We start from the raw sequence: 13,495 nt of genomic DNA, 5'->3' as shown, positions 1-13,495 counted from the left end.
GATAATAACTCTATTTTTCCTAACGAAAAAAATCAATTAAATACGTGATAAATAGATTAAAAAGTTAATATTTTTCTTTAAATCAAATTATTAAGTTAAAAATATTAACTTTTAATTATTTTTTGTTGTTATTTTTAAACATCAAAACTAATTTTGCTTCAAATAAGAAACAATATGTGTGGAATTGTATGTTTGTTCGATGCCAAACAAAAAACCGAAATATTAAGACCTCAGGTTTTAGAAATGTCAAAAAAAATCCGTCACCGCGGACCGGACTGGAGCGGTGTATTTCAGGATGAAAAAGTAGTATTTTCTCATGAAAGGCTTGCCATCGTAGATCCTACTTCAGGAAAACAGCCCTTATTCACCAAGGACGAAAAAGTAGTACTTGCAGTGAACGGAGAGATCTATAACCATAGAGAATTAAAAGAAGAGTTTCCGGATTTCGAATTTCAGACTCAATCGGACTGTGAAGTGATCCTTGCCCTCTACAGAAAATATGGAAAAGACTTTATTGAAAAACTCAACGGAATTTTTGCATTCGCCCTTTATGATATAGAAAAAGGGATCTATCTGATCGCCCGTGACCATATGGGCATCTGCCCTCTTTACCAGGGATGGGATAAAAACGGAAACTATTATGTCGCTTCTGAATTAAAAGCGTTGGAAGGCATATGCAAAACCATCGAGACATTTCTTCCCGGGCATTTTGTATACAGCCCGGATGGAACAGAGCTTCAGCAATGGTACAAAAGAGACTGGGAGAGCTTTGACAGCGTAAAAGACAACGAAACCGATATTTCAAAAATAAGAAAAGGCCTTGAAGATGCCGTTCACAGACAGTTGATGAGTGACGTTCCTTATGGGGTTCTCCTTTCCGGAGGTCTGGATTCATCTGTTATTTCAGCAGTTACAGCAAAATTTGCAAGACAGCGAGTTGAGAGTGGTGACACTCAGGAAGCATGGTACCCGAGGCTTCACAGTTTTGCAGTAGGCTTAACAGGCTCTCCAGACCTGGCTGCAGCAAGAAAAGCTGCAGACCACATCGGATCCGTTCACCATGAAGTTAATTTCACTGTTCAAGAAGGATTGGATGCAGTACGTGATGTCATTTATCATCTGGAAACTTATGATGTGACGACCATCAGAGCTTCCACTCCGATGTATCTTCTGGCCAGAGTGATCAAATCCATGGGGATCAAAATGGTTCTTTCCGGAGAAGGTTCAGATGAGCTGTTTGGAGGATATCTGTATTTCCACAAAGCACCGAGCGCGAAAGAATTCCACGATGAGACAGTAAGAAAACTAGGCAAGCTTCATTTATATGACTGTTTAAGAGCCAACAAAGCCCTAATGAGCTGGGGAATTGAAGGCCGAGTTCCTTTCCTGGATAAAGAATTTATGGACATTGCCATGGCTGTCAACCCAAAAGACAAAATGATCAGTGTTGAAGAAGGAAAAATCGAAAAATGGGTGCTACGAAAAGCTTTTGAAGATGTTCTTCCAGAATCTATTGTCTGGAGACAGAAAGAACAATTTTCAGACGGCGTGGGCTATTCATGGATAGACACATTAAAAGAGGTTGCCGAGAAAGAGGTTACTGATGAGATGATGGCCAATGCAAGATTCAGATTCCCGTTGAACACTCCTCAAAACAAAGAGGAATACCGTTACAGAACCATCTTTGAAGAACATTTCCCAAGTGAAACGGCAGCAGCAACGGTTCCATCAGTTCCTTCAGTGGCCTGCTCCACTCCCATTGCTTTAGAATGGGATGAGGCTTTCAAAAAAATGAATGACCCGAGCGGAAGAGCGGTGAAAGTACATGAGACAAGTTATAAATGATGAATTCGGGATGCGTGATTCGGGTTTGAGAGCCTGAGCGTTTTTAGTGTTGGCTCTTAATTCAACAATTATTCCTAAAATCTACAACCTCCCGTCTAACATCTAAATCTCTAATTCCTGATCCCTAATATCTAACTTCTAATTTCAAAATTTTATCAATCCTGTAGAAATACAGGATTTTCTTTTGAATAACGTTAATAATATCAATATAATTTAACTGACAATCAAAAATAATATCTAAGAAATAATTATATTTGGACAACGAAAATATCAATTATAAAAAAATGAGAAGAAATCTTACTGTTTTATTTGCCTTACTATCCATCAGTTTTGCTTTTGGACAGGGAAAATATGGCAAATACTTAAATTCAAAGAAGCTTGCTTTGTCTTATAAAAGCGTGAAAGATGTAGATAAGGATGACTATTATCAGCAGTTTTATTGGCTGGTAAAGGCAGAACAGCTTAAAACGTATCCTCACCTTAAAGATGTAAAACCTGTTGTTTTGTATGAGTTTGTAAAAAAAGTAAATCCTCAGAATCCTACCAAAAAACTGGATGACAGAGGAAAAGAGCTCAGAGCCACTGCAGAATTATCTTTGAATCAATATTTTAAGAACAAAAAATTTGAGAACAACTCAGTTTTAATGTACAACCTTGAAACTTATGTTGACCCGTCTAAAGGACAGTTCTATACCAAGGTAGATCCCGAAAAAATCAAAGAGCTGGTTCCAAAAGAGCTTTTTGCTTTCAACTCTTTAAACAGAAACTTAGGCGAAGAAAAAACATATTACCTGTGGATTGATAAGAAAAAAGATGATTTCAATATTGTAGATATCATCCCTGACGAAAAAGAGAACAAAGCTTTCTATGCAAGATTAAAACAATATCTTCCGAGCTATAAATTTTCCAAATACGTTCCATCGGTTAAAAAAGGAAACAAATCAGACAAAACAGATGTTGACTACTACTACATTATGCCGTTTGAACAGAACACCGATAATATTGAGTATAAAACAAAAGATTTCAAAACTTACATCTTGAGCCAATACAGAAAAGCCGGCGATGAATGGAAAGGAGTAGAAAAACCTAGAAAATAAATTAAAAAGTCCTGTGAAAATTCACAGGACTTTTTTAATTTTATATCAAATTCTTTATCTAAGGATCAGACTGATTAAAAACAAAAACTGATTCAATAAAAACAAATCTGGAACTCATCAGGTTTCCAGTCTATACCGAATGACAGAAACAAACCCACAGCCGAACTCCGTAAAAAAAATACTTCCACTCATTCTGGCCACTGCTATTTTCATGCAGATGCTGGATTCCACGATCCTGAACACCTCCCTGCCCTCCATCGCAAAGGACCTTAACGAGTCTCCGCTCAATATGCAGAATGCAATCATCAGCTACGTTCTGACCCTGGCAGTTTTTATGCCTGCAAGCGGTTTTCTGGCAGACAGGTTCGGAACCAAAAAAGTATTTATTTTTTCTCTGGTCCTTTTCAGCTTAGGTTCCCTGTTCTGCTCCATGTCGCAAAATCTTACCCATCTGGTTATTTCAAGAGTAATCCAGGGAGTCGGAGGCAGCCTGATGACACCAGTGGGAAAGCTGGCGCTGATCAAGACTTTCGATAAAAACGAATTGCTTAAAGCAATGAACTTCGCCATTATTCCTGCACTAATAGGGCCTGTACTTGGTCCGCTGGTCGGAGGCTATATGGTAGATTATCTTTCATGGCACTGGATCTTCCTGATCAATATTCCCATCGGAGTATTAGGAATTATTTTAGGCTTAAAATACATGCCGAATTACAAATCTACTGATGTTGACTTTGATTTAAAAGGATTTTTAATTTTTGCTGCTGCATCGCTGCTGCTATCTATTTCGCTGGAATTGTTCGGAGATATGCAGAATATCAGTCCGGTACTTTTTGTCTTTATTCTGGGCTTTTTATTCCTCTACTATTATTACAGACATGCAAGAAGAGGCGGAAACCCTATTTTTCCTCTGGATCTGTTCCAGGTAAGAACATTCAGGGTAGGAATTGTCGGAAACATGGCTACCCGTTTAGGGATCAGCTCCGTTCCGCTTCTGCTTCCCCTGATGATACAGATTGCCTACAAACAGTCGGCAGTAACTTCCGGGTGGATCATTGCTCCAATGGCGCTTACCGCCATATTCGGGAAATCATCCGTTATTAAAATTTTAGACAGATATGGTTACCGGCAGACTTTAATGGTCAATACATTCATTATCGGAACCCTGATCTGCCTTCTTGCCATTCCCAATATCCATACATCATTGTACTGGTTTGTCCCAATTATTGCCATACTAGGATTTTTCAACTCCATTCAGTTCACTTCGATGAATACAATCTCTATTGCAGACCTTAGAAACTTCCAGACCAGCAGCGGCAATTCACTGATATCAGTCAATCAGCAGCTGGCTATCGGCTTCGGGATCGCTTTCGGATTGATTGTTTTAAAATTATTTGAGAATTCTGATCTGATTGAGGGCGAAATGCACAATGCTTTCCGATACACCTTCCTTACCATAGGTATATTGACCATCATATCAGGCTTTGTTTTCAGAAGGCTCCACATTTCGGATGGAAAGAATATGAAATCTAAGGAAGACTAATAAGTTTCTCCCAACTTTTTACTTTTACGAACTTAACACAGATCAATGCAGCTGAATCTTTGCTACCGTACTTTTGTTATATAAATTCACAATATTATGACAACGAAAAAAGTAGAAATCGTAGTATCCCCAAAACCTGCACACTTTGTAGGCGACGGTTTTAGGGTTCATAATTTTATACCGGGGGTGCAGGGATTGGACATGAAAAGAATGGACCCTTTCATTATGCTTGATTACAATTCAAAATTCCATTTTAACGGTTCTGAAAGACCCAGAGGTGTAGGAGTTCATCCGCACAGAGGCTTTGAGACCGTGACCATAGCATACCAAGGTAAAGTAGAACATCATGACAGTGCCGGCGGAGGCGGAATCATAGGTGAAGGCGATGTACAGTGGATGACTGCAGCAAAAGGAGTTCTCCACAAAGAATATCACGAAACAGAATGGTCCAAAAAAGGTGGTATTTTTCAGATGGTGCAGCTATGGGTTAACCTTCCCGCCAAAGATAAAATGAGCACACCAAAATACCAGGCTATAGAAAATTCAGCCATGGAACGTGTTGATCTGGGCGAAAATGGTTTTATCGAGCTCATTGCAGGAGAATATACCGGACATATAGGTCCGGCGAAAACTTTCACCCCATTGAATATGATGAATGCCAAGTTAAAAACCGGTGGAAAAGCTGAATTCAGTTTTCCTGCTCATTTCAATACAGCAGCATTGGTCATTGAAGGAAGCATTACTGTAAACGGAGAAGAAAAAGTAGCGGCAGACCACTTTGTTTTATTTAAAAATGAAGGCGAAACATTCAGCATCGAAGCTCAGGAAGACGCAGTAATACTAATCATCAGCGGAGAGCCTATTAATGAACCGATTTATCCTCACGGGCCTTTTGTGATGAATTCAAGGGAAGAAATCATGCAGGCTTTCGAAGATTTCAACACCGGAAAGTTCGGCTTTCTGGAAGACTAGAGAATTAAAATTATCTTAATCTTAGATTCTTCCTTTTTTACTAACTTTATATACTTGTGTTTGGTGAAATGTAAAGACGCACAGTTCAAACTATTTTGTGTCTTTACAATTCCGCCAACCGACTTACAATACAAAAAATTATGAAACCAGAATTTGAAAATATACCTCTTGTAAAAGCGGGAAAAAGATTTGAAATAGAAATCAACGGACATTTTGCATTTATTGATTACCGTGAAATGGGCCACCAGATTGCTTTAGTACACACGGAGACAGACCCTGAGCTTGCAGGAACCGGGGCAGCTACTGCCGTAGTAGAAAAAACATTGGCTTATATTGAAGAAAACCAAAAAAAGCTTCTTCCGTTCTGTCCATATGTCTTTGCTTATATCAAAAAGCATCCGGAGTGGAAACGTATTGTTGATGAAAGATTTGAAGGTTACGACAAACTGTAAGCACACATCTAAATATCTATTCATTAACTTAAACAGAATTCAAAAACATTTACTTTATTATGTCAAATATCGGACTTATCATAGAAGAAAAAGCAGCAGATATAGGAAATTTTCTGGTGGGAAGACTTCTTCCTTTTCGTGAAAAAAGAGCAGTTGGACCGTTTGTTTTCATCGACCATATGGGACCTTCAGAGCTGAAGGATTACCAGAATCTTGATGTTCCACCTCATCCACATATTGGGTTATCCACTTTAACTTACCTTTTGGAAGGATCTATTTTTCATAGAGACAGCATTGGAAGTGCCGTTGAAATAAAGCCGGGAGCTGTGAACTGGATGACCGCCGGAAAAGGCGTTGTACATTCAGAGAGAACCCCTGAATATCTTAGACACAGCGATAAAAGACTTCACGGATTCCAGATCTGGGTAGGCCTTCCAAAGCACCTGGAACAGTCGGAACCTACCTTCCATCATATTGAAGCAGATGAAATTCCGGTATGGGAAGAAGACGGAATTCAGTATAAACTGATTGCAGGTGAAGCATTTGGAAGAAAATCTGCAGTTCCAGTTCACAGTAAACTGTTTTTTATCGAGATCAAAACAAAAGAAGCGAAGAAAATAAGCATCGGAAAGGATCTTTATGGTGAAGCTGCCATGTATGTCCTGGACGGAACGGTTTCCACAGAAGGCAATTCTTACGGTTCCAAGCAATTGATGATCGCTAAAGACACCAAACTTTGTGAGTTTGAGATGAGTGAGAACGGCACAGTATATCTTTTCGGTGGTGAACCTTTTGATGAGGAGCGTTTTATATTCTGGAATTTTGTGAATTCGGATAAGGAAATGATCGATCAGGCAAAAGTCAACTGGAATGATCAGAACCATGACACATTTCCTCTGGTTCCTGGTGATGAAACAGAATATGTTCCACTTCCTAAGGCCATTTTAAACAGAAAATAACGGTTATTACAGATTAATAAACCATGAAAATATTAGCATTTGCGGGAAGCACATCTTCCACTTCGATCAACAGGGAACTGGTAAAATTTGTTCTGAAAGATTTCCAGGATGAAGAGATCAACCTGATAGACCTCAATGATTTCACGATGCCGGTTTTCTCTGTGGATCTTGAAAAGAAGGGATTTCCAGATGAAGCCCATAACTTTTTAAAAGTGATAGAGGAATGTGACGTCATCATCTGTTCGCTTGCGGAACACAACAGGTCCTACAGCTCGGCTTTTAAAAATGTTTTCGACTGGTCTTCAAGGATCAATGTCAAAGTATTTCAGAACAAACCGATGCTTCTCATGAGCACTTCTCCGGGAGGTTATGGAGGCGGCAATGTCATGAATACCGCAAAAACTTTTTTTCCGCAGTTTGCAGCAGATATCAAAGATACGTTCTCGCTTCCTAAGTTTTATGAAAATTTTGACCTGGAAAGCGGGGTTATCAATCCCGATATGCTTAAGGAACTTAAAACTAAGATAGAAAACTTTAAAAAAGAGGTTAAAAGCAATGACTAAGGGAAGACTGGAGGCTTTCAGTGATGGTGTTCTGGCCATTATCATTACCATTATGGTCCTTGAACTGAAAGTGCCGGAAGGAGGCAGCTGGGCCAGCCTTAAGCCTCTTCTGCCCAGGTTTCTCGCTTATATTTTCAGTTTTATTTATGTTGGAATTTACTGGAACAATCACCATCATCTGTTTCAGGCTGTAAAAAAAGTGAATGGAAGCATTCTATGGGCCAATCTTCATCTGCTGTTCTGGCTTTCGCTGATGCCGATCGCTACGGAATGGATAGGAACCACTCATTTTGCAGAGAATCCGGTGGCAGCTTATGGGATCTGTCTCATCATGTCTGCGGTAGCCTATACGATTTTAGAGAACCTGATTGTCCGGCATGAAGGTGAAGATTCCAAGCTTAAAGAAGCCATACATTCAAAGTTTAAAGAATATATCTCGATCGTATTTTATGTCCTCGGAATCGCTGTTTCATTTTTTTATCCTTATATTGCCATAGGTTTTTATTATCTCGTGGCTCTCATATGGCTGATTCCGGACCGAAGAATCGAAAAATCACTAAAAGAAAATTAAATATGGAAACACACGAATATCCCAACGGCAGCATCACTGTCATCTGGCAGCCCCAGAAGTGTATCCACTCGGCTGTCTGCGTAAAAATGCTTCCCAAAGTCTATAATCCTAAAGACAGACCCTGGATAAAAGCTGAAAACGCAACCCCTGAAGAACTTAAAAACCAGATAGACCAATGCCCTTCAGGAGCATTAAGTTATAAATTCAATACAAAACAATAATGGCTGTAACCGTAAAAGCAAGTTTAGGAAAAACAAAATATTATACTGAAGTAACGGCCGGCGAAAACCAGATCATTACCGATGAACCCATAGATAAAGGCGGTCAGAATAAGGGTTTCAATCCACTGGAAATCCTGGCAACATCTCTGGCAAGCTGTACTGCTGCCACTTTAAGAATGTATATCGAAAGAAAAGAATGGGACGTGGAAAACATCAACGTAGAAGTAGAGCTTGAAAATTTTCCTTTAACGAAAAGAGCTGTATTCAAAAGAGACATCAGTTTTGAAGGTATTCTGGATGATGAACAGCTGAAAAGACTGCATACCATAGCCGATGCCTGCCCGGTACATAAAATTTTAACCAACGATATAGAAATACTAACAAAATTCTCATAATATGACCGAAGTAAAACAAAACAACGACGAAAAACACGGAAGTTTTGAGGCTTTCATAGATGGAAAACGCGCAGGCGTAATGACTTATACCTGGGCCGGAGAAGAAAGATTTATCATTGACCACACTGAGGTGGAAGAAGCCTACAACGGAAAAGGCGTAGGAAAGGAAATGCTTCTGGCAGCAGTAGATTTTGCAAGGAAAAACAACAAAAAGATTATTCCACTCTGCCCGTTTGCCAAAGCAAGTTTTCAGAAAAGTGAAGAACTGCAGGATGTTTTAGTCAACTAACGCTAGTTTTTGTCCTAAAGATACAGACCTTTCAGATGTTTTACTCTGAAAGGTTTTTTCTTTTTGACCAGAACAGAAAAAAACTATATTTGCTAAAATTTAAAATTTCAGCATGAATTCAGGAACTATCCTTTTGCTATTTGTTTTTATCTATTTCGTTGGTCTTTTGGTGATTTCCTATTTCACAAGCCGGAATTCTGATAATCAATCATTTTTTATTGGTAATAAGAAAAGTAAATGGTGGCTCGTTGCATTCGGGATGATAGGAACCAGCTTAAGTGGAGTTACCTTTATTTCAGTTCCGGGAACAGTCGGGAAAATGACAGGCAGTGAATATATTTTCGGAGGCTTTGAATATTATATGATGGTGATTGGCTTTTTCATAGGGTATTTTATAGTTGCAGCCATATTGCTTCCGTTATATTACAAGATGAATCTAACCTCCATTTATACGTATTTAGGAAGAAGATTTAATGTAGAAGCTCATAAAATAGGTTCGATATTTTTTATCATTTCCAGAGCTATTGGCGCCACAGCAAGATTATATCTGGTTGTCAACGTTTTACAGATATTCCTGCTTGAAGGCCTGGGCGTTCCATTTTGGGTAACGGCTCTTGTACTCTTGCTGATGGTTCTTTTATACACTTTTGAAGGCGGCGTAAAAACAATCGTAATTACTGATACCTTACAAACTTCCTTTATGATCATCAGTTTGGTTGCCTGTATCGTTTATATTTTATCCAATCTGAATTTATCCTTTGGTGAAGCATACACCATTTTAGAACAGAAAAACTATACTCATTTTATCAATTTTGATCCCAATTCCAAAACATTTTTCCTTAAAACCATTTTAGGAGGGATTTTCATTACGATCGCTATGACGGGCCTGGATCAGGAAATGATGCAGAAGAATATTTCTGTAGACAATCTTCAGAATTCAAAAAAGAATATGCTGACATTCGCGGGAACTCTTCTTTTTGTCAATCTTGCTTTCCTGTTTTTGGGAGGCTTGCTTTATCTTTTTGCCTTGCAAAACGGTGCAGAATATGGATTGGCAAAATCTGAAACGGTAACCAACATTTTCGGATTCAAAGATGCGGCAGGAAATATAAAAAATATTATGGGAGACGACCTCTTCCCCGCTTTATCGCTTCAGGGACATTTCCCAATGGTGATTTCCGTTATTTTTATTATCGGGCTAATTTCAGCGTTATTCCCTTCGGCGGATGGTGCACTGACGGCAGTAACCAGTTCATATTGTGTAGATTTATTAAACCTTAATGAAGATAAAACTAAAACGGAAAAGGAAAAAAAACACCTTCGTATGAAAGTTCATTTAACTTTCACCGTAGTTTTCTTCATCCTGATTATGGTTTTCAAAGCCATGAATGATAAATCAATCGTTTATCTGATTATGGAAATTGCCGGCTATACTTACGGACCTCTTTTGGGACTTTTTGCTTTCGGAATTTTTACCAAATTCCAGATTTCAAGAAAGTATGCCATTCTTGCGGTTACAATTTTGGCACCTGTTATCACTTATTTAATTAATTTATCGGTGACCACTTATACGGATTACAGAATTGGTGTAGAGCTGATTGTACTTAATGGCCTGCTTACTTTTATTGGTTTATGGCTGGTAAAAAACAAACAATATTTAAAAATAGTCTGATCAGGAAAATAGTTTTAAAGTCTTAGTCATCTTAAAAAAATAACACGTATGAAATCATCAATATTTCTAGCCATTGCCTTGCTTCTATGTGAATTAATAAATGCACAAAGTGCTGTTGATTTTGCCAATCTTGCCAAGTACAAAGATGACAATACAGCAATTTTAAATGCAAAGAAAAAAGTGGATGTGGTCTTTATGGGAAATTCCATTACTGAAGGCTGGGTAAAAAACCATTCAGCATTTTTTGCTGATAATAATTATATAGGCAGAGGAATCAGCGGCCAAACCTCTTCACAGATGCTCCTCCGTTTTCAAAATGACGTTGTATCCTTAAAGCCAAAATTGGTGGTAATTAATGCCGGTACTAATGATATTGCCCAAAACACAGGAGCTTATGATCAGGACTTCACCTTTAACAATATTAAAGCAATGGCTGATATGGCCCGAAGCAACGGAATTAAAGTAATCATCGCATCTGTGCTACCTGCAGCTGCATTTCCCTGGCGTAAAGATATCACTGATGTATCCCAGAAAGTGGATGCCTTAAACAGCAAGTTAAAGCAGTACTCGCTTAACAACAAACTCGTTTTTGTTGATTATAATACGGCAATGCGTAATGAGAAGGGCGGTATGCGTGAAGGTCTTTCAAAAGACGGTATCCATCCTGAATCTGCCGGTTACAGCATTATGGAACCGTTGATTAAAAGTGCTGTCAATAAAGCATTGAGTAAAAAATAAAAATTACATTTTTACTCCTTATTTTAGCAGTAAGCATGTTTCAATTTATTAAAAAGTTTGTTTTTATTTTTAATCTATTAAGAAATAGAGACTTGAGAACACCCTAATGCAGGAACGGAACTTTTCTAAAATTTTTCAACTACATCTATTACAAGAAGACTGTTAAAATCAGTATTTCTTCGAAATAATTCTAAATCCGGATCATCAATCCGGATTTTTGCATTTCCGTAAGCCGTTAAAAAATTGTAAATTCGCGTGCAAATAAATCAGATATAATGAGTAAAAGTATCGAAGAGTTAAAATCTCTTACTACGCAGATCAGAAGAGACATTTTAAGAATGGTTCATGCTGTAAATTCAGGACATCCGGGCGGAAGTTTAGGATGTACGGAATACTTTACAGCGCTTTATGGGAATGTAATGAACTATAATCTTCCTTTCACGATGGAGGGGAAAAATGAGGATCATTTTTATCTTTCAAACGGGCATATTTCGCCGGTTTACTATTCTACTTTAGCGAGATTTAATTTCTTTCCGGTAGATGAATTGAGAACTTTCAGAAAGCTGGATTCAAGACTTCAGGGGCATCCTACTACCCATGAGGGTCTTCCGGGGATCAGAATTGCTTCGGGATCTCTTGGCCAGGGACTTTCTGTGGCACTTGGTGTAGCAGAAGGGAAAAAACTGGACGGAGATAAGTCTCTTGTATATACGCTTCACGGAGACGGCGAACTTCAGGAAGGTCAGGTTTGGGAAGCTTTGATGTATGCTGCTGCCAAGAAAGTGGACAACATCATCTCAACTATTGACTACAATGGACGCCAGATCGACGGAGATACGGATGATGTATTAAGCTTAGGAAATTTGCACGCTAAGCTTGAGGCATTTGGATGGACTGTTTTGGAAGAGAAAAACGGTAACGATCTTGAAGCTGTTATTGCGATCCTGGAGAAAGCTAAAACTGAAACAGGAAAAGAAAAACCTGTAGTAATCATTCTTCATACAGAAATGGGTGCTGGTGTGGATTTCATGATGGGGTCTCACGCATGGCACGGAAAAGCTCCGAATGATGAGCAGCTTAACACTGCATTCAAACAATTATATCTAGAAGCTCCTGCTGATTATTAATAATAAATGATGAATAATCAATGATAAATGATGGTTTAAATCTTTAAGGAAAACATTGTTTATCACTATCAAAAACTTTAGTAAAAATGAAATATACATATACAGAAAAAAAGGATACGCGTTCAGGATTCGGAGCCGGATTAGCAGAACTTGCCGACAAAAATCCTAATGTAGTGGCACTTTGTGCAGACCTTATCGGTTCTTTGAAAATGGAAAAGTTTATTGAAAAAGCACCGGAAAGATTCTTTCAGATAGGTATTGCAGAGGCTAATATGATGGGAATTGCTGCTGGTTTGAGCATTACAGGAAAAATTCCTTTTACAGGAACTTTCGCGAACTTCTCTACTTCAAGAGTGTATGATCAGATCCGTCAGTCTATCGCTTATTCAGGAAAAAATGTAAAAATCTGTGCATCGCACGCTGGTCTTACTTTAGGGGAAGACGGTGCTACCCACCAGGTTTTGGAAGATATCGGTATGATGAAAATGCTTCCGGGCATGACGGTAATCAACCCATGTGATTACAACCAGACCAAGGCCGCCACCATCGCTATTGCAGAGCACGATGGTCCTGTATATTTACGATTCGGAAGACCTACCGTACCTGTATTCATTCCTGAAGATATGCCTTTCGAAATTGGAAAAGGAATTCTTCTTCAGGAAGGTACTGATGTAACGATTGTTGCAACCGGACATCTTGTTTGGGAATCTCTTGTAGCAGCTGATGAGCTTGAAAAAGAAGGTATTTCTTGTGAAGTAATCAACATTCACACTATTAAACCGCTGGATGAAGAAATCATCATTAAATCTGTTGAAAAAACAGGTAAGATCGTTACAGCTGAGGAGCACAACTATCTTGGTGGTTTAGGAGAATCTGTTGCGGGAATGCTTGCCAGAAAGAGACCTACAAGACAGGAATTTGTTGCAGTAAATGATACTTTCGGAGAATCTGCTACTCCTGCAGAATTGATGAAGAAATATAAGATCGATGCAGCTGCTGTGAAAGAGGCTGTGAAGAGAATTTTAGCGAACTAAGATAAGCTATATCATAT

At 38.6% G+C, this 13,495-nt stretch carries 15 protein-coding genes; all 15 read left to right on the top strand.

Going from position 1 to position 13,495, the window contains the following annotated elements:
• Positions 1-174: 174 nt before the first annotated feature.
• The 15 genes from asnB to DRF61_RS17255 all read left to right on the top strand — a co-directional run bounded on the left by asnB (position 175) and on the right by DRF61_RS17255 (position 13,478).
• Positions 175-1,845 (top strand): asparagine synthase B, encoded by a 1,671-nt coding sequence (asnB, locus tag DRF61_RS17325; protein WP_111959288.1) that lies wholly within the window; start codon positions 175-177, stop codon positions 1,843-1,845.
• A gap of 284 nt (positions 1,846-2,129) precedes the next feature.
• Positions 2,130-2,942 (top strand): hypothetical protein, encoded by an 813-nt coding sequence (locus tag DRF61_RS17320; protein WP_111959286.1) that lies wholly within the window; start codon positions 2,130-2,132, stop codon positions 2,940-2,942.
• A gap of 139 nt (positions 2,943-3,081) precedes the next feature.
• Positions 3,082-4,485, top strand: a complete 1,404-nt coding sequence (locus DRF61_RS17315) for an MFS transporter (protein WP_111959284.1) — start codon at positions 3,082-3,084, stop codon at positions 4,483-4,485.
• A 96-nt stretch (positions 4,486-4,581) separates the two neighbouring features.
• Positions 4,582-5,457: a pirin family protein gene (locus tag DRF61_RS17310; protein ID WP_111959281.1), complete on the top strand. Its 876-nt coding sequence runs from the start codon at positions 4,582-4,584 to the stop codon at positions 5,455-5,457.
• Positions 5,458-5,597: 140 nt separating this feature from the next.
• Entirely contained in the window at positions 5,598-5,909 is a 312-nt protein-coding gene (locus tag DRF61_RS17305) for a GNAT family N-acetyltransferase (protein ID WP_111959278.1), read from the top strand.
• Positions 5,910-5,968: 59 nt separating this feature from the next.
• Positions 5,969-6,868: a pirin family protein gene (locus DRF61_RS17300; RefSeq protein ID WP_111959276.1), complete on the top strand. Its 900-nt coding sequence runs from the start codon at positions 5,969-5,971 to the stop codon at positions 6,866-6,868.
• A 23-nt stretch (positions 6,869-6,891) separates the two neighbouring features.
• Positions 6,892-7,431 carry an NADPH-dependent FMN reductase gene (locus tag DRF61_RS17295; RefSeq protein WP_111959274.1) on the top strand — a complete coding sequence of 180 codons (540 nt, stop codon included), beginning with the start codon at positions 6,892-6,894 and terminating at the stop codon, positions 7,429-7,431.
• On the top strand, positions 7,424-8,002 hold the full coding sequence (locus DRF61_RS17290; protein WP_111959272.1) for a TMEM175 family protein: 579 nt from the start codon (positions 7,424-7,426) through the stop codon (positions 8,000-8,002). Before DRF61_RS17295 ends, DRF61_RS17290 begins: the two co-directional genes overlap by 8 nt.
• 2 nt (positions 8,003-8,004) lie before the next feature.
• Positions 8,005-8,223, top strand: a complete 219-nt coding sequence (locus DRF61_RS17285) for a (4Fe-4S)-binding protein (RefSeq protein ID WP_111959319.1) — start codon at positions 8,005-8,007, stop codon at positions 8,221-8,223.
• Positions 8,223-8,618 carry an OsmC family protein gene (locus DRF61_RS17280; RefSeq protein WP_111959270.1) on the top strand — a complete coding sequence of 132 codons (396 nt, stop codon included), beginning with the start codon at positions 8,223-8,225 and terminating at the stop codon, positions 8,616-8,618. The genes DRF61_RS17285 and DRF61_RS17280 overlap by 1 nt, the downstream gene beginning before the upstream one ends.
• Position 8,619: 1 nt before the next feature.
• A complete protein-coding gene (locus DRF61_RS17275; RefSeq protein ID WP_111959268.1) occupies positions 8,620-8,907 on the top strand; it encodes a GNAT family N-acetyltransferase in 288 nt (95 codons plus the stop codon).
• A gap of 112 nt (positions 8,908-9,019) precedes the next feature.
• Entirely contained in the window at positions 9,020-10,579 is a 1,560-nt protein-coding gene (locus tag DRF61_RS17270) for a sodium:solute symporter (RefSeq protein WP_111959266.1), read from the top strand.
• A gap of 48 nt (positions 10,580-10,627) precedes the next feature.
• Entirely contained in the window at positions 10,628-11,317 is a 690-nt protein-coding gene (locus tag DRF61_RS17265; RefSeq protein WP_111959264.1) for an SGNH/GDSL hydrolase family protein, read from the top strand.
• 272 nt (positions 11,318-11,589) lie between these two features.
• Positions 11,590-12,444 carry a transketolase gene (locus DRF61_RS17260; RefSeq protein ID WP_262510838.1) on the top strand — a complete coding sequence of 285 codons (855 nt, stop codon included), beginning with the start codon at positions 11,590-11,592 and terminating at the stop codon, positions 12,442-12,444.
• 86 nt (positions 12,445-12,530) lie between these two features.
• Positions 12,531-13,478, top strand: a complete 948-nt coding sequence (locus DRF61_RS17255) for a transketolase family protein (protein ID WP_111959260.1) — start codon at positions 12,531-12,533, stop codon at positions 13,476-13,478.
• Positions 13,479-13,495: the final 17 nt, after the last annotated feature.

It is taken from the genome of Chryseobacterium lathyri (assembly GCF_003290185.1).
Taxonomy (GTDB): Bacteria; Bacteroidota; Bacteroidia; order Flavobacteriales; family Weeksellaceae; genus Chryseobacterium; species Chryseobacterium lathyri.
Note: the sequence above shows the minus strand (reverse complement) of the source record. Positions and strands in the feature narration are given on the sequence as shown.